Source organism: Pseudomonas sp. UBA4194 (assembly GCF_002379585.1).
Taxonomy (GTDB): domain Bacteria; phylum Pseudomonadota; class Gammaproteobacteria; order Pseudomonadales; family Pseudomonadaceae; genus Aquipseudomonas.
The window spans coordinates 25243-46952 of sequence record NZ_DFUE01000011.1 but is presented as its reverse complement, the minus strand read 5'-3'; the positions used below and the strand labels follow the sequence as shown (position 1 = coordinate 46952).

At 63.3% G+C, this 21710-nt stretch carries 18 protein-coding genes; 9 read left to right on the top strand and 9 right to left on the bottom strand.

From position 1 onward, the window contains the following. The first annotated feature begins 79 nt into the window (after nucleotides 1–79). Nucleotides 80–2266: a catalase HPII gene (katE, locus tag B3397_RS02705; RefSeq protein ID WP_296247092.1), complete on the top strand. Its 2187-nt coding sequence runs from the start codon at nucleotides 80–82 to the stop codon at nucleotides 2264–2266. On the opposite strand, the gene B3397_RS02700 is transcribed toward katE, so the two are convergent. From B3397_RS02700 to zur, 4 genes are all read right to left on the bottom strand, one after another. Further along, entirely contained in the window at nucleotides 2263–2970 is a 708-nt protein-coding gene (locus tag B3397_RS02700) for a PA5502 family lipoprotein (protein ID WP_296247037.1), read from the bottom strand. The genes katE and B3397_RS02700 overlap by 4 nt on opposite strands. Nucleotides 2971–3123: 153 nt before the next feature. After that, nucleotides 3124–3906, bottom strand: coding sequence for a zinc ABC transporter permease subunit ZnuB (gene znuB, locus B3397_RS02695; RefSeq protein WP_296247035.1), 783 nt, complete (start codon nucleotides 3904–3906; stop codon nucleotides 3124–3126). Next, nucleotides 3899–4669, bottom strand: a complete 771-nt coding sequence (znuC, locus tag B3397_RS02690) for a zinc ABC transporter ATP-binding protein ZnuC (RefSeq protein WP_296247033.1) — start codon at nucleotides 4667–4669, stop codon at nucleotides 3899–3901. Before znuC ends, znuB begins: the two co-directional genes overlap by 8 nt. Beyond that, nucleotides 4669–5151, bottom strand: a complete 483-nt coding sequence (gene zur / locus B3397_RS02685) for a zinc uptake transcriptional repressor Zur (protein ID WP_296247031.1) — start codon at nucleotides 5149–5151, stop codon at nucleotides 4669–4671. The genes znuC and zur overlap by 1 nt, the downstream gene beginning before the upstream one ends. A 66-nt stretch (nucleotides 5152–5217) precedes the next feature. Here zur and B3397_RS02680 point away from each other — a divergent pair, with 66 nt between their 5' ends. Then, complete coding sequence (locus B3397_RS02680) at nucleotides 5218–6138, top strand: zinc ABC transporter substrate-binding protein (protein ID WP_296247029.1); 921 nt, start codon at nucleotides 5218–5220, stop codon at nucleotides 6136–6138. Nucleotides 6139–6210: 72 nt separating this feature from the next. Here B3397_RS02680 and B3397_RS02675 read toward each other — a convergent pair whose 3' ends face one another. Then, nucleotides 6211–7161 carry a homoserine kinase gene (locus B3397_RS02675; RefSeq protein WP_296247027.1) on the bottom strand — a complete coding sequence of 317 codons (951 nt, stop codon included), beginning with the start codon at nucleotides 7159–7161 and terminating at the stop codon, nucleotides 6211–6213. A 64-nt stretch (nucleotides 7162–7225) separates the two neighbouring features. Next, the gene (locus B3397_RS02670) at nucleotides 7226–7462 is read right to left on the bottom strand and encodes a DUF2782 domain-containing protein (RefSeq protein ID WP_414704338.1); all 237 of its coding nucleotides are present in this window, start codon (nucleotides 7460–7462) and stop codon (nucleotides 7226–7228) included. A gap of 125 nt (nucleotides 7463–7587) precedes the next feature. Between B3397_RS02670 and polA the strand changes: the two genes are divergently transcribed. Then, nucleotides 7588–10353 carry a DNA polymerase I gene (gene polA, locus B3397_RS02665; RefSeq protein WP_296247023.1) on the top strand — a complete coding sequence of 922 codons (2766 nt, stop codon included), beginning with the start codon at nucleotides 7588–7590 and terminating at the stop codon, nucleotides 10351–10353. Nucleotides 10354–10730: 377 nt separating this feature from the next. On the opposite strand, the gene yihA is transcribed toward polA, so the two are convergent. Next, nucleotides 10731–11369: a ribosome biogenesis GTP-binding protein YihA/YsxC gene (gene yihA / locus B3397_RS02660; protein ID WP_296247021.1), complete on the bottom strand. Its 639-nt coding sequence runs from the start codon at nucleotides 11367–11369 to the stop codon at nucleotides 10731–10733. 168 nt (nucleotides 11370–11537) lie between these two features. Here yihA and B3397_RS02655 point away from each other — a divergent pair, with 168 nt between their 5' ends. The 6 genes from B3397_RS02655 (at nucleotide 11538) to B3397_RS02630 (ending at nucleotide 18390) form a co-directional block, all read left to right on the top strand. Further along, nucleotides 11538–12146, top strand: coding sequence for a c-type cytochrome (locus tag B3397_RS02655; RefSeq protein WP_296247018.1), 609 nt, complete (start codon nucleotides 11538–11540; stop codon nucleotides 12144–12146). Nucleotides 12147–12346: 200 nt separating this feature from the next. Continuing rightward, nucleotides 12347–12982, top strand: a complete 636-nt coding sequence (locus B3397_RS02650; RefSeq protein ID WP_296247016.1) for a thiol:disulfide interchange protein DsbA/DsbL — start codon at nucleotides 12347–12349, stop codon at nucleotides 12980–12982. 15 nt (nucleotides 12983–12997) lie between these two features. Further along, the gene (locus tag B3397_RS02645; RefSeq protein ID WP_296247015.1) at nucleotides 12998–13876 is read left to right on the top strand and encodes an endonuclease/exonuclease/phosphatase family protein; all 879 of its coding nucleotides are present in this window, start codon (nucleotides 12998–13000) and stop codon (nucleotides 13874–13876) included. Then, nucleotides 13873–15819: a GGDEF domain-containing protein gene (locus tag B3397_RS02640; RefSeq protein WP_296247013.1), complete on the top strand. Its 1947-nt coding sequence runs from the start codon at nucleotides 13873–13875 to the stop codon at nucleotides 15817–15819. The genes B3397_RS02645 and B3397_RS02640 overlap by 4 nt, the downstream gene beginning before the upstream one ends. Before the next feature lie 100 nt (nucleotides 15820–15919). Next, entirely contained in the window at nucleotides 15920–16693 is a 774-nt protein-coding gene (locus B3397_RS02635; protein WP_296247011.1) for an N-acetylmuramoyl-L-alanine amidase, read from the top strand. Nucleotides 16694–16770: 77 nt separating this feature from the next. Next, nucleotides 16771–18390, top strand: a complete 1620-nt coding sequence (locus B3397_RS02630) for an EAL domain-containing protein (protein WP_296247009.1) — start codon at nucleotides 16771–16773, stop codon at nucleotides 18388–18390. A gap of 126 nt (nucleotides 18391–18516) precedes the next feature. Here B3397_RS02630 and B3397_RS02625 read toward each other — a convergent pair whose 3' ends face one another. Next, on the bottom strand, nucleotides 18517–20304 hold the full coding sequence (locus B3397_RS02625) for a KinB sensor domain-containing domain (RefSeq protein WP_296247008.1): 1788 nt from the start codon (nucleotides 20302–20304) through the stop codon (nucleotides 18517–18519). Then, on the bottom strand, nucleotides 20301–21647 hold the full coding sequence (gene algB / locus B3397_RS02620; protein ID WP_296247007.1) for a sigma-54-dependent response regulator transcription factor AlgB: 1347 nt from the start codon (nucleotides 21645–21647) through the stop codon (nucleotides 20301–20303). Before algB ends, B3397_RS02625 begins: the two co-directional genes overlap by 4 nt. Between the last annotated feature and the right edge of the window lie 63 nt (nucleotides 21648–21710).

Sequence of the window (21710 nt, the reverse complement as noted above, 5' to 3'; positions counted from 1 at the left end):
AAGGAACGTCCATTCAATTCGTCCGGTCATCTCATAAGTATCCCCGGCCCATGCCTGCCGTGATCAGGCGAGGGTACGTATCCAAGTCCGCCGAACGGACAGCCGTGAATCAAGGAGTTTAGGCCCGATGAGCAACAAGACACCCACTACCGGCAAGAGCGAAGCCGCCGGCACCGACACGCCGGACCGCCAGAACAGCAACGCCAAGATCGAAGCCCTGGAGCAATTCCGCTCCGACGGCACTGGCCAAGCGCTGCGCACCAACCATGGCGTGAAAATCAGCGACAATCAGAACACCCTGAAGGTTGGAGCACGCGGGCCGTCGCTGCTCGAAGACTTCATCATGCGTGAGAAGATCACCCACTTCGACCACGAGCGCATTCCTGAGCGTATCGTCCATGCCCGTGGCACGGCGGCCCATGGTTTCTTCGAAACCTATGAAAGCCATGCGGCGCTGACCAAGGCCGGTTTCCTTCAGGACCCGGGCAAGCAGACCCCGGTCTTCGTGCGTTTCTCCACTGTGCAGGGCCCACGTGGCTCGGGTGACACGGTACGTGACGTGCGCGGTTTTGCCGTCAAGTTCTACACCGACGAAGGCAACTTCGACCTGGTGGGCAACAACATGCCGGTATTTTTCATTCAGGACGCCATCAAGTTCCCGGACTTCGTGCATGCGGTGAAGCCCGAGCCTCACAACGAAATCCCTACCGGCGGTTCGGCGCACGACACCTTCTGGGACTTCGTCTCGCTGGTGCCTGAGTCGGCGCACATGGTGCTGTGGACCATGTCTGACCGGGCTATCCCGAAAAGCCTGCGCACCATGCAGGGTTTCGGCATCCACACCTTCCGTTTCGTCAACGGCGAAGGCAAGGGGACGTTCGTCAAGTTCCACTGGAAGCCGAAGTTCGGCACCTGCTCGCTGGTGTGGGACGAAGCGCAGAAGCTGGCCGGCAAGGACACCGATTTCCACCGCCGCGACCTGTGGGAATCCATCGAGATGGGTGACTACCCCGAGTGGGAACTGGGCGTACAGATCGTCCCGGAAGAAGACGAGCACAAGTTCGAATTCGACCTGCTCGACCCCACCAAGATCATTCCGGAAGAGCTGGTGCCGGTGACCCCGTTGGGCCGTATGGTGCTCAACCGCAACCCGGACAACTACTTCGCGGAAACCGAGCAGGTTGCGTTCTGCCCTGGCCACATCGTGCCGGGCATCGACTTCTCCAACGATCCATTGCTGCAAGGTCGTCTGTTCTCGTACACCGACACCCAGATCAGCCGTCTGGGCGGTCCGAACTTCCACGAGATCCCGATCAACCGTCCTGTCGCGCCGAACCACAACGGTCAACGTGATGCTCAGCACCGCACCACCATCGACAAGGGTCGTGCGTCCTACGAGCCCAACTCGATTGATGGCGGCTGGCCCAAGGAAACCCCACCAGGCCCGGTGGATGGCGGTTTCGAAACCTATCCGGAGCGCATCGAGGCGCACAAGGTGCGTGAGCGCAGCGAATCGTTCGCCGATCACTTCTCCCAAGCCACGCTGTTCTTCAACAGCATGAGCCATGCCGAGAAGGAGCACATCATTTCGGCCTATAGCTTCGAGCTGGGCAAGGTGGATCGCGAGTACATCCGTGCCCGTCAGGTCAACGAAATCCTGGCCAACATCGATCTGGAACTGGCTTCCCGCGTGGCTGCCAACCTGGGTCTGCCGGCGCCGAAAAAAGGTACGGTATCGGTCAAGCCTTCGTCGCTGAAGGAATCGCCGGCGCTGAGCCAGATGAACCTGTTGTCCGGCGATATCAAGAGCCGCAAGGTTGCGATTCTGGTGGCCAACGGTGTGGACAGCAAGGCCATCGATGCGCTGAAGAAAGCCCTGACCGCCGAAGGCGCTCACGCCAAGGTGCTGGGCCCTACCAGTGCACCGGTCACGACCGCCGACGGCAAGTCGCTGCCGGTGGATGCATCAGCCGAAGGCCTGCCATCGGTGGCGTTCGATGCCGTGTGGGTGCCGGGTGGTGCTGATTCGGTGAAAGCGTTGAGCACTGACGGCGTGGCGCTGCACTACCTGCTCGAGGCGTACAAGCACCTCAAGGCGATCGGTATCAGCAAGGATGCCAAGCCGCTGCTCGATGCGTTGCGTCTGCAGGAAGATGCCGGGTTGCTGGTGGGCGACGATGACAAGACCATCAAGGCCTTCATCGCCGCCATTGCCCAGCACCGGGTATGGGATCGTGAGCCGGCGGCCAAGGCCATCCCGGCTTAACGGCGCGGTATAAGCACTACCTGAGTCGGCTGTCCGTGTACTACACGGCGGCCGACTTTCAGTTGCATCTCCGGCAACTGTTCGCTCACTCGATCCTTGAGCAGGTCTGCCAGGCGGCGATACTCGCCCGGCTGGGCAACCTGAACGATCACATCACACTGGAAATGCACGACGTCGGTAGCGATATCGTCCATCTGTGCGCGTAACTGCGGTGCGCTGTGCATCTTCAGCGGTACGTATGAAATGCTCGCGTCAGGGTCCAGCACCAGCGCCTTGGGCCGGGCTTCGGCTGCCTTGAGTGCGGCCTCGGCTTTTTCCAGCTCGGCTTTGCGCGCCTGCGCAATGGCACCGTTGACGCCGCCGATCAGTGCGGGTGCCTGAGGCATCAGCGCCCTGGCCCGGCTCAGTGCGGTGGCCGCGGCATTCACGTCACCTTTTTGCAGCATGACCTGGCTGCGTTGCAGATACGCTTCGGCCAACTGCCGCTGAGCTTCGTTCACGCGGGGATCGTCGGGCGTCTGCGCCTGCAGCTTGGCCAGCTGGTCTTCTGCAGTGGCCAGCTCACTGGTGGCGATATTGTGCTCCAGCTGCGCCCAGGCATCGGGCTGCGCCTGGGCGGCGGTGTCGCTCGGCTGAGTTTGGCAGGCTGCCAACAGCAGTGAAAATACGGCAAGTAGCAGATAACGGGAGGCGAACGGCTTCATTGCTACGACTCTCTATTTGCCCAAAAAACGGCCAAGTCTACACCGTGGGGGGATTTGGGAAAATATGGGGGGTGAAAATCGGTGTTCCACAGTGTGTCAGGGAGAACCCCTTCGCGGCGTGGCGCCGCGCAAAGGCCTCCCCCGACACCCCACCTACCGCTTGGGCAAGGCGAAACTGAGCAGGAACAACAGCGCCGCACACACCACGATGGAAGGCCCTGCCGGTGTGTCCTTGAACCACGACATCGCCAAGCCGCCGCACACCGCCACCACGCCCAGCACACTGGCGCCCAGCGCCATCTGCTCGGGCGAGCGCGCATGACGTTGCGCCGCCGCCGCTGGAATGATCAGCAAGGAGGTGATCAACAATACCCCGACGATTTTCATCGCCACTGCGATCACCACCGCGATCAACAGCATCAAGGCCATGCGCAGGCCCGCCACCGGCAGGCCCTCCACCCGGGCCAGCTCTTCGTGCACCGTCACCGCCAGCAGCGGCCGCCACAGCGCCACCAGCAGCAACAGCACCGCCACGCTGCCGCCGATGATCCAGGCCAGGTCCGCCGGGCTGATCGCCAGCAGGTCGCCGAACAGATAGGCCATCAGGTCGATGCGTACATCGTGCATGAAGCTCAACACCACCAGGCCCAGGGACAGGGTGCTCGGTGCAAGAATGCCCAGCAGTGTGTCCGAGGCCAGTGGCTGGCGCTGTTGCAGTGTCACCAGCAGGATCGCCAGCAACAGACAGCCAACCGTCACTGCCAGTGCGGGGCTGACGTCGAGCACGAAGCCCAAGGCAACGCCCAGCAGCGCGGCATGGGACAAGGTATCGCCGAAGTAGGCCATGCGCCGCCACACCACGAACGAGCCCAGAGGGCCGGCAACCACCGCCAGGGCAAGGCCCGCAAGCAAGGCGTAAAGAAGAAAATCAGCCATGCTTGCAGCCGTCTCCGTGTACATGGGGTTCGCTGACCACCGCGCCGTGCAGGTCGTGGGCGTGGTCATGATGGTGGTGATAGATCGCCAGGCTCGGGGCATGGCTGCCGAACAGCTCGACGAAGGCCGGGTCGCCGCTGACCTGCTCCGGGTGGCCGGAGCAGCACACGTGGCGGTTCAGGCACACCACCTGGTCGGTGGTGCTCATCACCAGGTGCAGGTCGTGGGAAACCATCAGCACACCGCACCCGTGGCGGTCGCGCAGTCGGGTGATCAAGGCATACAGCTCGGCCTGGCCGGCCACGTCGACGCCCTGCACGGGCTCGTCGAGTACCAGCAGCTCGGGCTCGCGCAGCAGAGCGCGGGCCAGCAGCACCCGCTGCATCTCGCCACCGGAAATGGTCTGGATCGGGCTGTCGATGGTCTGTTCGGCGCCCACCTCATTGAGCGCGGCCAGCGCTCGTCGGCGGTCCACGCCCGGCACCAGACGCAGGAAGCGCAGCACCGACAGTGGCAGCGTGGGGTCGACGTGCAGTTTCTGCGGCATGTAGCCGATACGTAGCCGGGGCTTGCGCCAGACGCTGCCGGAATCGGGTTTGAGCAGCCCGAGCACGGCCCGTACCAGCGTGGTCTTGCCGGCACCGTTGGGGCCGATCAAGGTGACGATTTCGCCGGGCTGGACGCACAGGTGGATGTTGTCGAGCACGCTCTGCCCGGCAAAATCGACCGTGACCTGGTCCAGGCGGATCAGGGCATCGCTCATCAAGCCCCCTGGCAGGCCGCGCACAGGCCGACCACTTCCACGGTCTGACCTTCCACGGCAAAGCCGACACCCAGCGCGCTGTTGACGATGGCATCGCTGATGGTCTTCTGCTCCAGCTCCACGGCCACGTGGCAGTCGCGGCAGATCAGGAACTGGCCCTGGTGCGCATGCTCGGGGTGGTTGCAGCCGATGAAAGCGTTGAGCGAAGCGATGCGGTGCACCAGGTTGTTGTCCAGCAGGAAATCCAGCGCCCGGTACACGGTGGGTGGTGCGGCGCGGCGGCCGTCCTGATCGCTCAGCACCGCCAGGATGTCGTAGGCACCCAGCGGCTTGTGGCTTTGCCAGACCAGTTCCAGCACGCGGCGTCGCAGGGCGGTCAGACGGACGCCTTGCTTGGAGCACAGGGCATCGGCTTCGCTCAGGGCGCTGTTGACGCAATGGGAGTGGTCGTGAGGAAGGCTGGCCAGAGGTGTTTTAGGCATGGGCGGCGACGATTTCTGATAGAGACGTTATTATGTTACCCGTTCCTGCCCCCGAGAGTGTTCATTGTGTCCCGTCTTTTTACGCTTTTTGTCGGTTTTCTCGCCAGCGTGCTGATCGCGCTCCCCGCTCATGCCGAAGTTCGCGTGCTCACCAGCATCAAGCCGGTGCAGCTGATTGCCGCCGCCGTGCAGGAGGGCGTCGGCAGCCCCGAAGTACTGCTGCCACCCGGTGCTTCGCCGCACCATTTCGCCCTGCGTCCCTCGGACGTGCGCCGGGTGGGCGAAGCGGATCTGGTGTACTGGATCGGTCCGGACATGGAAGGCTTCCTGCCCCGTGTACTGCTCAGCCGCAGCAAGCCCACCGTGGCCATCCAGGACCTGCCGGGGCTGCACCTGCGGCGCTTCGCCGAGGACAGCCACTCCCACGCCGAGGACGCGTCCGACCACGATCATGACCACCGCCCCGGCAGCCTGGATGCGCACTTGTGGCTGTCCACGGTCAACGCTCGGGTGATCGCCGCGCGCATGGCCGCCGACCTGGCTGCCGCCGACCCAGCCAATGCCGCCCGCTACCAGAGCAACCTGCAGGCCTTCGTCGCCCGCCTGGATGGCTTGGACAAACAGCTGCAGGCGCGGGTGGCAGACGTTCGGGGCAAGCCGTACTTTGTCTTTCACGAGGCCTTCGACTATTTCGAAGAGGCTTACGGCTTGCAGCATGCCGGGGTCTTTGCCGTGGCCGCCGAAGTCCAGCCGGGGGCCCAGCATGTGGCGGCGATGCGCGCGCGGTTGCAGGAAGTGGGCAAGACGTGCGTGTTCAGCGAGCCGCCGATGCGGCCGCGGTTGGCGCAGACCCTCACCGCGGGGCTGCCGGTGACCCTGGCTGAGCTGGATGCGCTGGGGGGGTTCGAAGACGCCACGGCGACCGGTTATGAGTTGCTGCTGAACAATCTGGCCAACAGTCTGGCGGGGTGTCTGGAGGCCTTGTGATGCCTTGCGGGCCTCTTCGCGGCTGGACGCCGCTCCCACAGGGATCTGCACGCCCTGTGGGAGGGTTCTACTTTAGAATGCAAACGGCAACGCTACCCCCACTTGCTGGCGCAACTTCAGCCGCTCTTCGAACTCCTTGGGGTCGTGGATCAATACATCCATCCCGGCAAAGGACTCGGCCGCAATCAGCCGTGACAGCCAGAACCGCACACAGGCCACCCGCAGCATCAGCGGCCACAGCTGCGCCTCTGCAGCCGTGAATGGCCGCAGCGCCGCATAAGCGCCCAGCAGCGCGCGCGCGCGCGGAGCATCGAGGGCGCCATGCTCGTCCGAGCACCAGTCATTCACGGTGATCGCCAGGTCGTAGAGCATCGGTCCCGAGCAGGCATTGTAGAAGTCGATGACCCCGGTCAGGTGGGTTCCTTCGAACATCACGTTGTCGCGAAACAGATCGCCGTGCAGGTTGGCCCGCGGCAGCGCCAGGATCTGAGCCTGATGCGCCTCGATCTCGGCCAGGGCATCACGCAGCATCGCCGCCGGGCCGCTGTCCAGATGGGACACCAGGGTGGCGCCTTCCTCCAGCATCCAGGCCAGGCCACGATCGGTCTTGCGCTCCAGAGGCGTGGCCTGGGTGGCGGTGTGGATATGCCCCAGCAACTCGCCCACCTGCACGCAGTGTTGGTTGTTCGGCGTCTTGATGTGCTTGCCGTCCAGACGCGGCTGCAACAGCGCCGGCTTGCCCGCCAGCTCACGCAGCGCCACGCCGTCGGTGGTGCGCAAGGCGTAGGGCACGCACAGATCGGCATCGTGCAGCACGTCGAGCAGCTCGATGAAGAACGGCAGGTCCTGGGTAGGACCGCGTTCCACCAGCGTCAATACGAACTCACCCTGTTCCAGGCTGATGAAGAAGTTGCTGTTCTCGGTGCCAGCGGCAATGCCCTGGAAGTCCCGCAGACGGCCGAGGCCATAGGGGGCGAGAAAGGTTTCCAGCTCGGCGCGGGTCAGGGGTGTGAACACAGACATGTCGTAGATTTGCCCATACTGGCGCCGCAGCCGCGGCGCCCGGTTGAAGTTGAGGGTGGCAGCCTTACCACTCGAAGATCTTCCAGGCCGGAATCAGCATGTCGGGCTGGTCCGAACGGATGAAATTGTCATCGGTACCGTCGGCGCGCACCAGAAAATAAGGCTTGCCGTGTTTCGGCGTGATCTTGATCGCGTACAGGAACCCGTTCTGGCGGAACTCCTGGATGGTCTTGTCGCCGTCCTGGCGGATGGTCACGTCCGGGTCGGCCGAAGGCGCGTCGTCCGCGGCCAGGGTCATCATCGGGCTGATCAGTAGAACGGCAGCCAGCAAGGAGCGTTTTACGTTGCGCATGATAACCTTGTCCCTTTGTTGTCATAGTTCCGGGCATTCTAACGCCGGGCTCGCCGAAAAGGTTGATTCTGCTCATGAGCAAAGCTCCTCTCGTCCTCGTGGACGGTTCCTCCTATCTGTACCGGGCATTCCACGCATTGCCGCCGCTGGCCACCTCCAAGGGCATGCCGACCGGCGCGGTGAAGGGCGTGTTGAACATGCTCAAGAGTCTGCGCCGGCAGTATCCGGACAGCCCGTTCGCGGTGGTATTCGACGCCAAGGGCGGGACATTTCGCGACGACCTGTACGCCGACTACAAGGCCAACCGCCCGAGCATGCCCGACGATCTGCGCGTCCAGGTCGAGCCGCTGCACGCCGCTGTGCGCGCCTTGGGCTACCCGCTGCTGTGCGTGGACAACGTCGAGGCCGACGACGTCATCGGCACCCTGGCGCGCAGCAGCGCGGCAGCGGACCGCCCGGTGGTGATCTCCACCGGTGACAAGGACATGGCGCAGCTGGTCGATGGCCATATCACCCTGGTCAACACCATGACCGGCAGCGTGCTCGACATTCCCGGCGTGAAAGAGAAGTTCGGTGTGGGGCCGGAGCACATCATCGACTTCCTGGCGCTGATGGGCGACAAGGTCGATAACATCCCCGGCGTCCCCGGCGTGGGTGAAAAAACCGCCCAGGGTCTGCTGGTGGGCATCGGCGGCGGCCTCAAGGAACTCTACGAGAACCTCGACAAGGTTCCGACGCTGGCCATTCGTGGGGCCAAGACCCTGCCGGCCAAGCTCGAGGAACACCGGGCGATGGCGTTCCTGTCCTATGAACTGGCCACCATCAAGATCGACGTCCCGCTGGATATCGAAGTCGACCAACTGATGTGCGGCGAGCCGGATCGCGACGCGCTGATGGAGATCTACAGCGAGCTGGAATTCCGCAGCTGGGTCGACGAAGTGCAGCGCGACGCCAAGCGCGCCGGCGAGCAGCTGGCGCCGGTGGAAGAACCGGTCGCGGCCATCGAAGCGCGTTATGAAACCATCCTCGATCAGGCTCGTTTCGATGCCTGGCTGGACAAGCTCAAGCAGGCCGAGCTGTTTGCCTTCGATACCGAAACCACCGGGCTGGACGCACAGAAAGCCCAGTTGGTGGGTATCTCCTTCGCGGTCGAGCCCCACGAGGCGGCCTATATTCCACTGACGCATTCCTACATGGGCGTGCCCGAGCAGCTCGATCGCGACACCGTGCTGCTGGCCCTCAAGCCGTTGCTCGAGGACCCGGCCAAGCTCAAGGTCGGCCAGCACGCCAAGTACGACATGAATATCCTGGCCAATTGCGCCATCGGGGGCGATCAAGCCAACGGTATCCAGGTGCAGGGCGTGGCGTTCGACACCATGCTGGAGTCCTACGTGCTGGATTCCACCGCCACGCGTCATGATATGGACAGCCTGGCGCTCAAGTACCTGAACCACACCACCATCAAGTTCCCGGACATCGCCGGCAAAGGCGCCAAGCAGCTGACCTTCGACCAGATCGCTCTGGAGCAGGCCGGCCCTTACGCGGCCGAGGATGCCGACATCACCCTGCGCCTGCATCAGCTGTTCCAGGCCAAGCTCAATGCCGTACCCAGCCTGGTGCCGGTATTGCAGGACATCGAGATGCCGCTGGTGCCGGTGCTGGCCAGGATCGAACGCCAGGGCGCGCTGGTCGATGCCAAGCTGCTGGGCATCCAGAGCGTCGAGCTGGGTGAGAAGATGGTAGCGCTGGAGCGCGAAGCCTTTGCCATCGCCGGCGAAGAGTTCAACCTGGGCTCCCCCAAGCAGTTGGGGGTGATTCTCTACGAAAAGCTGGGCATGCCGATTCTCAACAAGACTGCCAAGGGCCAGGCCTCCACCGCCGAAGCCGTGCTGGCGGAATTGGCCGAGCAGGATTACCCGCTGCCCAAGGTGCTGATGCAGTACCGCTCCATGAGCAAGCTCAAGAGCACCTACACCGATCGCCTGCCCGAGCAGATCAATCCGCGTACCGGGCGTATCCATACCTCCTATCACCAGGCGGTGGCGGCGACCGGGCGGCTCTCGTCCAGCGATCCGAACCTGCAGAACATCCCCATCCGCACCGCAGAAGGCCGCCGTATCCGCCAGGCCTTCGTAGCAGCGCCGGGTTATCGCCTGCTGGCGGCGGACTACTCGCAGATCGAATTGCGCATCATGGCCCACCTGGCCAAGGATGCCGGCCTGTTGCATGCCTTCCAGAACGATCTGGACGTGCACCGGGCCACGGCTGCCGAAGTGTTTGGCGTGGAACTGGCCGAGGTGACGACCGATCAGCGCCGCAGCGCCAAGGCGATCAACTTCGGCTTGATCTACGGCATGAGTGCCTTTGGCCTGGCCAAGCAGATCGGCGTCGACCGCAAGCAGTCGCAGGCCTATATCGATCGGTATTTCGCCCGCTACCCCGGCGTGCTCGACTACATGGAGCGCACCCGTACCCAGGCGGCCGAACAGGGCTTCGTCGAGACCCTGTTCGGGCGCCGGCTGTACCTGCCGGACATCAACGCCAAGAACCCGGCCCTGCGCAAAGGCGCCGAGCGTACCGCGATCAACGCCCCGATGCAGGGCACGGCTGCCGACATCATCAAGCGCGCCATGGTGGCGGTGGACGGCTGGTTGGCCGAAAGCGGCCTGGATGCCCGGGTGATTCTGCAGGTGCACGATGAACTGGTACTGGAAGTGCGTGAAGACCTGGTCGAGCAGATCAGCACCCAGATCCGCCCGCACATGAGCGGTGCGGCGCAGTTGGACGTGCCGCTGCTGGTGGAAGTCGGCGTCGGCTCGAACTGGGACGAGGCGCACTGATCGATCCGCCCGTCACCAGCGCATCCAGATTTCGTAGCGCCGGTCCCGGCCCCTTCGCGGCTGCACGCCGCTCCTACAGACACCGCGCCCCCCTGTAGGAGCGGCGTCCAGCCGCGAAAGCGCCAGCCCCGTCACCACCGCACATGAAAACCCTGAACTCCACATGAAACCAACGACTTATCGCAAATAGTTTTCATCTGCCAAGGAACTCCCCCTGCCATCTCCGGTCAGAAGTGGTGATTGGCTGAGAAGCCTTTCGATGCTCCTATGTTGTGTTAAGTGTTGGCAGATATCTGGACCTCACCCTAGCGGTCCGGAACTTGAACCCCTGACTTCCCCCTCCCCATACGAAGTCCGGGGTTTTTTTTGCCTGAAATTCAGCCCTCGGCGGCTTCCTTGTCCGGCAACTCCATCCAGCGCGCCAACACCGTATAGGCCTCTTCGAGCCCCAGACGCTTGGGTGCCGAGAACAACTGAATGCTCACCGCATCCCCCCAGCCCTTGCGGATTTCCGCCTGAACCTTGAGCAGGGTATTCTTCGCCGCGCCGTAGGTCAGCTTGTCGGCCTTGGTCAGCAGAATGTGCATGGGCATGTGGCTGGCCACCGACCAATCGAGCATCAACAGGTCGAAGTCGGTCATGGGATGGCGGATGTCCATCATCAGGATCAAGCCCTTGAGGCTTTCCCGGCTGCCCAGGTACGCCTCCAGGTGGCGCTGCCAGTGCTGCTTGAGGGGGATCGGCACCTTGGCATAGCCGTAACCTGGCAGGTCGACCAGGCGGCGCTCATCGTCCAGATTGAAGAAGTTCAGCAGTTGGGTGCGGCCCGGTGTTTTCGAGGTGCGTGCCAGGCTGGCATGGGTCAGCGTATTCAAGGCACTGGATTTGCCGGCGTTCGAACGGCCGGCGAACGCGACCTCGAAACCCTCATCATCCGGGCATTGGTCGACCTTGGCCGCGCTGAGTGAGAAGGTAGCCTGTTGGCACAGGCCCAGGATGGGATTCTTCAGTTGCATGTGATTTCCGGTGGGGGCTAAGCCCGTTGCAATGGGGCGAAGTATATAGTGCCGCAGAACAGGTGGGTGAATTTGCCCGGTAGTGCTGCCGGGCAAGGCGAAAAGCGGCTGAGCCTGCTACATATTACACAGGGTCCCAACTCTTACCCTTCGTGGTTGGATCAGCCGATGAGCAGAAAAATAATAATGAGCCTGCTGTTGACCCTCGCGGCAACCAGCACGGCACTTGCGGCCGGCGACCCGGCGGCGGGGCAGGTCAACACGGCGATATGCGCCGCCTGCCATGGACCGGACGGTAATAGTCCCGCGCCCAACTTCCCGAAACTGGCGGGCCAGGGCGAACGATACCTGAACAAGCAGCTGCACGATATCAAATCGGGCCGCCGTGCCGTGCCGGAGATGACCGGCATGCTGAACAACCTCGACGATAACGCGCTGGTTGATATCGCTGCCTGGTACGCCAGCCAGAAGCCGTCGGTAGGCGCCGCCGATCCAGCGCTCGTGGCCAGCGGAGAAAAGCTGTTTCGCGGCGGGGACCTGGCCAGGGGATTGCCAGCCTGTACCGGCTGCCACTCTCCGGATGGCACCGGCAACGGCCTGGCCGGCTTCCCGCACCTGGGCGGCCAGCATGCCGCCTATGTCACCAAACAGCTGACTGATTTTCGCGAAGGAAAGCGCGTCAACGACGGCGACAGCCTGGTCATGCGCGCGATCGCCGCGAAGCTGAGCAACCAGGAGATCGAGGCGCTGGCGGCGTACATTCAAGGGCTGCATTGAAGGTGGGAGCAGGTTCTACCCGCGATGGGGCGCCTTGAGCACACCAAATGTTACATCTGCTTCCCCATGAAATTCCCTTAATCGCTGCGCGCAGCCACTCTTTTTTGACACAACAGCCGTTACACTAGCGAACTGAATCCGGCTGGCCCAGTCTCATCGCTGTTCGCAACCCGGTGTACATCACTGCTCAGGAGTCACGCATGCGTAATCTGATTTTCGGCGCCGTACTGGCCTTTGCCAGCGCTTTCGGTGTCACCGCCCAGGCCGCCGATGTACCGTTGGAAGCCGGCAAGACCTACGTTCAGTTGGCCAGCCCTGTTGCTGTCGCCGAACCGGGCAAGATCGAAGTCGTCGAGATGTTCTGGTATGGCTGCCCGCATTGCTACGCCTTCGAGCCCGTCATCAATCCTTGGGTCGAGAAACTGCCCGCCGACGTCAACTTCGTTCGCATCCCCGCCATGTTCGGCGGCCCTTGGGATGCCCACGGCCAGTTGTTCCTGACCCTGGAAGCCATGGGGGTCGAGCACAAGGTGCATAACGCGGTGTTCAACGCCATTCAGAAAGAACACAAGCGCCTGACCGACCCACAAGACATGGCCGAGTTCGTCGCCACTCAGGGCATCGACAAGGACAAGTTCCTGCAAACCTTCAACTCCTTCGCCATCAAAGGCCAGATCGCCAAGGCCAAGGAGCTCGCCAAGAAATACGAGATTTCCGGCGTACCGACCATGATCGTCAACGGCAAGTACCGCTTCGACCTGGGCACCGCCGGCGGTCCGGAGCAAACCCTGAACGTTGCCGACCAGCTGATCGCCAAGGAGCGCGCCGCCAAGTAAGCGGCGCCATTCCCGGTGCGGCGCTTTCGCAGCCAACGAGTCGCTGGCCTGTGTGATCCACGGGTCAACGAGCAACACCTGCAGGCCAGCGGTCTCCCGCAAGACGGTCGTCTGCGCCTGCTCAGCTTCAACATTCAGGTGGGCAACAGCACCCAAGGCTATCGGCACTACCTGACGCGCGGCTGGCAGCACCTGTTGCCCCATGTCGGCCGCGGCACCAATTTGCAGAAGATCGGCGCCCTGCTCGCCGATTTCGACCTGGTTGCCCTGCAAGAGGCCGATGGCGGCAGCCATCGCTCCGGCTACGTGAACCAGGTCGAGCACTTGGCCCAGCTGGGTGGCTTTCCCTACTGGTACCAGCAGCTCAACCGCAACCTCGGCAAGCTCGCCCAGCACAGCAACGGTGTGCTCAGTCGTCTGCGCCCGTGGAGCCTGGAAGATCACCCGCTGCCCGGTCCGGCCGGGCGCGGCGCGATTCTGGCGCGCTTTGGCGAAGGCGAGGATGCGCTGGTGGTGGTCATGATGCACCTGGCGCTGGGTACCAAGACGCGCATGCTGCAGCTGGCCTACATTCGCGAACTGATCGGCGGTTATCGCCACCAGATTCTGATGGGCGACATGAACACCCACGCCAACGACCTGTTGCTCAATTCGCCACTGCGTGACCTGGGCCTGCTTGCACCCCAGGCCGAGGCCACCTTCCCCAGTTGGCGTCCACAACGTTGCCTGGACCACATACTGCTCAGCCCCACCCTTACCCTGGAGAAATTCCAGGTGCTGGCCCAGCCGATTTCGGACCACTTGCCCGTCGCGGTGGAGATCCGGTTGCCGGACTCGCTGGTGGCGGACGCCTATCCTGCCTTGAGCCCTGATCCTGGCAGGCCGCTGGCATGAGCGAAGACGCCCAGCGTTGGAAAGAGAAGTACCTCAAGAGCGTCGACCAGCAGGAAAAACTCGAGCGACGCTGGAATGCCCGGCTCGACCTGCTGCGTCGCGGCCTGGTACGCAGCACCCTGGCCGCCGAAGGCAGCGACCGCGCCGTGGATGCCTGCATGAAGGAGATGCGCGAGGTGGTGCGTACCGATGACATGGACGCAAGGCTCGCCGGCCTGATTCCACGTCTGGAAACCGCCGTGCTGGAGTCCGAACAGCGCCGTCAGGTGCGTGTCCAGCAGATCGGTACTGCGCTCAATGCGCTGGTCACCCAGTTGCAGGCCCTGCCGCTGCCCCGTGAAGTCAGCAAACCCCTGAAGAAGTTGGCCAAGGGTCTCGAGGAGCGTGCGGGTCAGGCACGGGAGATTCCGTTGTTGCTGGGCGAACTCAGTGGCTTGCAGGGGCAGGCACTGAACGCCTTCGAAGCCCCCGTGCATGCGCAGCGCCCCGGCTTGCTGCAGCGGCTGTTCGGCAGCACGGAGCAGGACGATGGCACGCTCGCACCCCAGGCCAGCCCGCCAGCGCAAGCCGACGATGAACCGCCGGCATTGGCTACCCGGGAGCCCGGTTCCGATCCGCAACGCGAACCTGCTCCCCAGGTTGCAGATGCCCAGCACGCATCATCCGCCACCACCCTGGACGGTGCCCTCTCCCCCAGGGAGCGGGCTGAGGTGAGGAAACCCTCCATCGCCGATCTCCCGGAGGCCTCAACCACCTCACCGACCCACATCCGGGCCGTCCCATTCCTCGACACCCTGCCCTTGCCCGACGTCATGGCCCAGGCACTGGCCGCGATCGATCCCGACGATCCCGACGAAGACCCGCTCTACGCCCTGCCCGCGTCTGCCGAGCCGTCCTACAGCTCGGTGGCCACCCATATCGAAGAGACGCTGCTGGGCTTGCTCGGCGAATTGAGCCTTCCCGAGCGCTACCAACCCCAGGCCACCTCGATGCGCGAGCGCCTGGAGCACGGCCTCAACTGGTACGAATTACTGCCCGTACTGGATGACCTCGCCGTGCTCATGCTGGCAATCAACGACAGTGGCCAGCACGAATTCGAGACCTATCTGCAACAGCTCAACGAGCGCCTGGAGCTGTTTCAAGGCCACCTGCAAGCCGCCAGCGACGGCCATGCCGACAGCCGCAGCGCAGCGCAGGCGCTGGATAACCAGTTGCGCGAACAGGTCGATGGTTTGCAAAGCAGCATGCAGGGCGCTACCGACGTCCAGGGCCTCAAGCATATCCTGGAGCACCGCCTGGAAGGCCTGTTGGGCACCATCGACCAGCACCGCCTCAAGCGCGATGAGCGCGAGCAGGAAGTCGCCGCTCGCCTGCAGGGGCTGGCCGAGCGGGTCGCCAGCATGGAGCAGGAAGCATTGGGCTACCGCGAGCACCTGGAAGAGCAGCGACAGAAAGCGCTGATCGACCCCCTCACGGGCCTGCCCAACCGCGCGGCGTGGAGCGAGCGCCTCGATAGGGAACAGGCTCGCCTGGTCAGCGACGGTGGCCAGTTGCTGCTCGGCATACTGGACCTGGACCACTTCAAGTCGATCAACGATGGTTATGGCCACCAGGCTGGCGACAAGGTGTTGAAGATCATCGCCAACGTGCTGCGCAAAGGCCTGCGTGGCGATGATTTCATTGCCCGTTTCGGCGGCGAGGAGTTCGTCATCCTGATGCCCGCCAGCGAGCTGGGCGCCGGAGCACGTCTGATCAACCGCCTGCGCGAAGCCATCGAGCGCTGCCCATTTCACTTCAAAGGGCAGCGAGTGACCATCACGGTTTCCGCCGGCCTGGCGATGTTCCGGCCGGGGGACAACCCTGACGTCGTGCTCAAACGTGCGGACCAAGCCCTTTACCGCGCCAAGGATGCGGGCCGCAATCGCGTGGAGCTGGCACCGTGATCCGGGTTTTGCCCTGAGGCGATCCTCCACCCCCGCTGACGCCAAACGCCCAATTCCGTTACACTATTGCATTATAACCACTGCCCGCGTTGTACCCACCATGAAGCTGCTCGCCCTGATTCTTGGCACTCTCCTACTGGCCGGTTGCTCCACTGGCCTGGTCATCGATCGTAGCCACCCTTCCGCCAACCAGGACAACCGTGTCCAGTTCGTGGTGCTGCACTACACCTCCGCCTCCACCCAGCGCTCGCTCGAGCTGCTCACCCGCGGCGAGGTCAGCAGTCACTACCTGATCGGTGACCAGCCGCCAACCGTCTACCAGCTGGTGGACGAGAGCCGCCGCTCCTGGCACGCCGGCGAGAGCGAATGGGATGGCCGGACCTGGCTCAACTCCAGCTCCATCGGTATCGAGATCGTCAACCCCGGCTACCAGGACACCCCGGCTGGCCGTGTCTGGTATCCCTACACCGAAGGCCAGGTGCAAGCGCTGATTGCCTTGCTCAAGGACGTCGTGCAGCGCAACGGGATCGCCCCGCGCAATATCATCGGCCACAGCGATATCGCGCCCCTGCGCAAAATGGACCCCGGCCCGCTGTTCCCCTGGAAGCGCCTGGCGGACGCGGGCCTTGGGGTCTGGCCGAACGCCAACGCGGTGGCCCGGCAGAAGGCCTATTTCGACCTGAACCCACCGAGCATTGCCTGGTATCAGCAGCAGTTGGCCCGCTTCGGCTATGCAGTGCCGCAGACCGGTGAACTCGACATCGCTACCCGTCACGTCCTGGCGGCGTTCCAGATGCACTTCCGTCCCGAGTTGTACAACGGCGAGCCTGACGCACAAAGTGCCGCTATTTTGCAGGTGCTGAACGGGAAATAGCCGCAACCGGCACGCAAATGACGCGCTAAACGTCATCCAGTTGATATACATTGCTGTATCAATCTGGATGAACGTCGATGTCAGTGGCACTGTTGCGCCTCCGCAGATTTATCTACCGTCCCTGGGTGCTGGCCATGCTTGCTGCATTGGCGAGCGCCTTGCTGCTGTGCGCCGCCAGTTTTGCCCTGATCACGCATCAGATCCAGCAAAGCGAAAGCCAGCAGATGAATGCCAGTGGCGAACGCTTCCTGCTGCGTCTGGAGCAGATATTCGGCCAGTTGCGTGAAGGTGTGGACGCTCTCGAGGCCCAGCCGGTCCGCCATTGCGGACCGCAGATGATGGATGCACTGGAGAAGATCGGCTTCGACTACCGCTTCGTCTTCGAGGCCACCTTCAACAATGGCCAGCAGCGCTGCTCCAACCGCCAGGGCAAGGACGTGGCCGATCTCAATCGCGCGCCGGACATCCAGGGCTTCACCTACAGCTACTGGCTCAATACCACCACCCAGCCCAACGACAACTGGGCAGCCTTGATGCTGGGCCGGGGGCCCTTTCGCGTTTCCACCTCGCGGGGCCACCTGACCGACGTGGTCGACCTGCCTGCCGGCGGCAGCTTGCTGGTGGTTCTCGACCAGGGCCGTCGGGCCATCCCGGTGCTGGGGCCCAGCCAGCCCTGGCCACCTGTTTCCGGCTGGAAAGCCGATGCCGAAGACGCCTTGCAGGTGACGCCTGACCGGCTCATCTATCGAATGTCCACCAAGTCCCCCGACTTCCAACTGGTGTTGATCACCCCACGCAGCAACGTGCTGCCCAAGTTCAATACGCCGCTGTGGCTACTGTTCCCTGGCAGCCTGGTGGTCGCCTTGTGCATCGGCTGGCTGGTGCTGCAGCTGATTCAGCAGCGCCGCTCCATGGGCGGAGAACTGCATGGCGCGCTGCGCCGGGGTGAATTGCAGGTGCTCTACCAGCCTATCTTCGACCTGAGCAATCGCCGCTGCGTGGGTGCCGAAGCCCTGGTCCGCTGGCGCCGTCCCGACGGTACGTTGACCAGTCCCGATCTGTTCATTCCGTTGGCCGAGGACAGTGGGCAAATCCGCCAGATCACCGACTTCGTACTGCAACAGGCCCTCGAGCAGCTGGGCCAGTTGCTGCGGGCCAATCCCCACCTGTATATCTCGATCAACCTGGCGGCCTGCGATGTGGAAGTCCCGCGTATCGGCCATGTGGTCGACCGGCTACTTTCCCTGTACCGGGTGGCGCCACAGCAGATCGCTTTCGAGGTGACCGAACGCTCGTTGATCGATGTCGACGTTGCCCGCGACAACCTGCAATCGCTGCGCGACGTCGGGCACAAGGTGCTGATCGATGACTTCGGCACCGGTTACTGCAGCCTGGCGTATCTGCAAAGCTTGCCGGTGGATTGCCTGAAGATCGACAAGGCCTTCATCGATGCCTTGGGCGACGACGTCGAAAGCAGTGGTGTGGCGCCACATATCATCCGCATGGCCCATGCCCTGGATCTGGGCGTGATTGCCGAAGGTATCGAGTACGAAACCCAGGCCTTGCTGCTCAAGAGCGAGGGCGTTGATTTCGGTCAGGGCTGGCTGTTTGCCCAGGCGCTGAATGCCCGGCAGTTCAAGGAACTGATCACCAAAGGCAGGCGCCGGGTGGGGCGCCGGGTGGAGGATGAAGCCTAGGTATCCCTGTCAGGGCATCTGGCCTCATCGCGGGCAGAGCCCGCTCCCACAGGGGGCTCTTCAGGGTGCCGTGTGGATGCGAGCAGTGCCTTTGATGGCGCCCGCCGAGCCGCCGAACATCTGCGACTAGATCGACAACGTCATATAGAACTGCGTCCCCTGCCCCGGCCGCGAATACACGCCCATTCGCCCGCCGTGCAGCTGGACGATTTCCTTGCACAGCGCCAGCCCGAGCCCAGCGCCGCCTTTCTTGCGGCCCACCTGCACGAATGGCTCGAAGATGCGCCCCTGCTGCCCATAGGCGATACCTTCACCGTTGTCTTCGACGCTGATGATCACCCGGTCAGCGTGCCGCCGCGCCTGCAGGCGGATATGGCCCTGCTCGGGCGTATGGCGCAGGGCGTTGTCCACCAGGTTGTCGAGCACCTTGTCCAGCTGTGCCTGGTCGGCATGCAGCCGTGGCAAGCCCTCTTGCAATTCAACCGTCAGCTCGATGCCTCGGTGGCCGGCCTGGGATGCAAAACGCTCATGGGCGCGGTTGAGCAAGTCATCCAGCGCACACGGCGCCAGGGTCAACTTCTGCAGGCCGTTCTGGTAGCGGGAAAAATTCAGCAGGTCGTTGATCAACTGCATCAAGCGCTGCATTTCTTCGTTCACGGTGGTCAGCAGGTCAGCCTCGCGACTGTCCGGATCGAAATGCACCCGCTCCTGCAGCAAGCCAAAAGCCATGTGCATGCCGGTGACGGGCGTGCGCAGCTCATGGGAGGCGCGCAACACGAACTCGCTGCGCACGCGCTCGAAGGCGCGCTGCTCGGTGACATCATGCAGCACCATGACCGCGCCGAGGATATGCCCTTCGGTGTGCGTCACCGGCGTCAGGCTGTAGGACATCAACCGCGCTTCGCCGTCGACCTCGAAGCTCAGGTCTTCGAGTGCACGTTCCAGGGTGCCCCCACGCAGGATCAGGTTGAGCTGTTCGTCCAGGTCGGGGCGCTCGAGCGCGGCACCCAGTCCCATGCCCCGGCGGTGGTCGTTCCAGCCAAGCTGACGCTGGGCGACCGGGTTCAAATGCTCCAGCCGGCCCTCGCGATCGATCATCAGCAAGCCATCATCGATGCTGTCCAGCACGGCCTGCAAACGCTGCTGACCCGCGCGCAGCTCATCGACATTGGTCGCCTGATGCTGGCGCAGGGCGTCGGCCATGGTGCCGAAACGGCTGGCCAACTGGTTGAGCTCGGCGGCGGGCGACACTGGCAACTTCACATCGAAATTGCCCTGGCTGATGTCATCGGCGGCCTTGGCCAGCACCTCGATGGGCTCGCCGAAACGTCGCGCGATGCCATGGGCAGTGAAGAAACCGATGATCAGCACCGCCAGGCCGACCATGCCCAGCAGCCCGGAGACCAGCATGGCGCGGTGATGCGCCTGCTGTTCCAGGGTGGTGATTGTCAACAGGGTTTGCTTGTAAGAGGCGATCAGCCCGGTGCGAAGGGTGTTGAAGGCCTGGCTCAGGGGTGGATTCTGGCTCAGCGGCAGTTCGCGCTGGGCGGTGCGTCGATATTCCTCCAGGAAAGCCTGGTAGTCATTGGCCGACTGGGTAAAGCCAAAATGATCTCCATGCTCCTGCTCGTGGGCAATGCCCTGATCCACCAGGGTCTGAAATTGCGCCTGCGCCCGCTCGATGGCATGGGTATCGGGATCGGCGTCCAGCATCATCACCAGCTGGTCGCCCAGGTTCTGGCGCATCTTCAGGCCAACGTCCAGGGTGATGAAATTGCTGCGCAGCATGCTCTCCTGGGAGGCTGCCATCTGCATCACGCTGACCAGCCCCAGGATCAGCCCCAGCAACGCCACGGTGATCAGCGCCGAAATGCTCAGGAACAGCCGCGTGCGCAGCTTCATCGCCAGTTTCATAGGTTGTACTGTTTTCGTTTGCGGTACAGCGTCGAAGCGTCGATGCCCAAGGTTTTCGCCGCCTGGTCCAAGGTGTCGCTGGTCGCCAGCACCGCGCCGATATGGGCTTTTTCCAGCTCGTCCAGGCTCAAGGCTGCGCCAATGCGCGGCGCATTGTTGGCCGGTTGCTCGGCCATGCCCAGATGGCTGATCTCCACGCGCTCCTGGGCACAGATGATGCTGGCGCGCTCCACCACGTTGCGCAGTTCACGGATATTGCCCGGCCAGCGGTAGTTCAACAGCGCGGCGCGAGCTTCTTCACTGAAGCCTCGTGCGGGGCGCGCGTATTCCTTGACGAAACGCGCCAGGAAACGGTCAGCCAGGGTCAGGATGTCTTCGCTGCGCTCACGCAGCGGCGGCAGGTGCAGGGTGATGACGTTCAGACGGTAGAGCAGGTCTTCGCGGAAGCGGCCATCGCGCACCATGTCCTCGAGGTTGAGGTTGGTCGCGGCCAGAATGCGCACGTCCGCTCGGCGTGTGACCGGGTCGCCGACGCGCTCGTACTCCTTGTCCTGAATGAAACGCAGCAGTTTTGGCTGCAAGGTCAGCGGAAAATCGCCGATCTCGTCGAGAAACAGCGTGCCGCCGTCGGCCTGGTTGACGCGACCCAGGGTGCTCTCGCTGGCGCCGGTAAACGCGCCGCGGCTGTGACCGAACAGCTCGCTTTCCATGAGTTCAGCCGTCAGCGAGGGACAGTTGATCGTCACGCAGGCTTTCTTGGCGCGCTTGCTCCAGCCGTGGATGGCCCGGGCCAGCTCGCCCTTGCCCGTACCGGATTCACCCAAAATCAGAATGTTGGCATCGGTACCGGCGACCTGGCGCGCGGTTTCCAGTACGACCATCATCGCCGGACTGTGAGAGTCCAGGCCATCCTTGGGTTTGCGCACCTCGCCTTCCAGCGCTTCGAGCCGCGCCGACAGCTGGCGAACTTCGAGTTGCTTGGCTGTGGCCAAGCGCAGTTGGTCCGGGCTGCAAGGTTTGACCAGATAGTCCGCGGCACCGGCCTGAATCGCATCGACTGCGGTGTCCACTGCCGAGTGCGCGGTGACAATGACGACGCGCATCCAAGGCGCCTGAATGCGCATCTGGGCGAGCACGTCCAAGCCGTTGTCTTCGCCCAGGCGCAAGTCCAGGAAGCACAGGTCGAAGACCTGGCGTTGCATCAGGGTGTCGGCCTGGGTCGCGCTGTTGGCAGTCGCCACGCTATAGCCCTCGTCTTCCAGGCAATAACGGAAGGTACGCAGGATGGCGGACTCGTCGTCCACCAGCAGAATGCGGCCTTTATGCTCCGTGCCAGATTCCATTTACCGACGCTCCTTTGAGAAATTTCTTCGTTAGTCCCGGAAAAGTCGGGCAGGTTGCATGGT

Excerpts from the sequence above, each read along its gene's own strand:
- B3397_RS02700 (WP_296247037.1), bottom strand. The coding sequence starts at position 2,970 with ATGAAGCCGTTCGCCTCCCGTTATCTGCTACTTGCCGTATTTTCACTG.
- znuB (WP_296247035.1), bottom strand. The coding sequence starts at position 3,906 with ATGGCTGATTTTCTTCTTTACGCCTTGCTTGCGGGCCTTGCCCTGGCG.
- znuC (WP_296247033.1), bottom strand. The coding sequence starts at position 4,669 with ATGAGCGATGCCCTGATCCGCCTGGACCAGGTCACGGTCGATTTTGCC.
- zur (WP_296247031.1), bottom strand. The coding sequence starts at position 5,151 with ATGCCTAAAACACCTCTGGCCAGCCTTCCTCACGACCACTCCCATTGC.
- B3397_RS02675 (WP_296247027.1), bottom strand. The coding sequence starts at position 7,161 with ATGTCTGTGTTCACACCCCTGACCCGCGCCGAGCTGGAAACCTTTCTC.
- B3397_RS02670 (WP_414704338.1), bottom strand. The coding sequence starts at position 7,462 with ATGATGACCCTGGCCGCGGACGACGCGCCTTCGGCCGACCCGGACGTG.
- polA (WP_296247023.1), top strand. The coding sequence starts at position 7,588 with ATGAGCAAAGCTCCTCTCGTCCTCGTGGACGGTTCCTCCTATCTGTAC.
- yihA (WP_296247021.1), bottom strand. The coding sequence starts at position 11,369 with ATGCAACTGAAGAATCCCATCCTGGGCCTGTGCCAACAGGCTACCTTC.
- B3397_RS02655 (WP_296247018.1), top strand. The coding sequence starts at position 11,538 with ATGAGCAGAAAAATAATAATGAGCCTGCTGTTGACCCTCGCGGCAACC.
- B3397_RS02650 (WP_296247016.1), top strand. The coding sequence starts at position 12,347 with ATGCGTAATCTGATTTTCGGCGCCGTACTGGCCTTTGCCAGCGCTTTC.
- B3397_RS02640 (WP_296247013.1), top strand. The coding sequence starts at position 13,873 with ATGAGCGAAGACGCCCAGCGTTGGAAAGAGAAGTACCTCAAGAGCGTC.
- B3397_RS02635 (WP_296247011.1), top strand. The coding sequence starts at position 15,920 with ATGAAGCTGCTCGCCCTGATTCTTGGCACTCTCCTACTGGCCGGTTGC.
- B3397_RS02630 (WP_296247009.1), top strand. The coding sequence starts at position 16,771 with ATGTCAGTGGCACTGTTGCGCCTCCGCAGATTTATCTACCGTCCCTGG.
- B3397_RS02625 (WP_296247008.1), bottom strand. The coding sequence starts at position 20,304 with ATGAAACTGGCGATGAAGCTGCGCACGCGGCTGTTCCTGAGCATTTCG.
- algB (WP_296247007.1), bottom strand. The coding sequence starts at position 21,647 with ATGGAATCTGGCACGGAGCATAAAGGCCGCATTCTGCTGGTGGACGAC.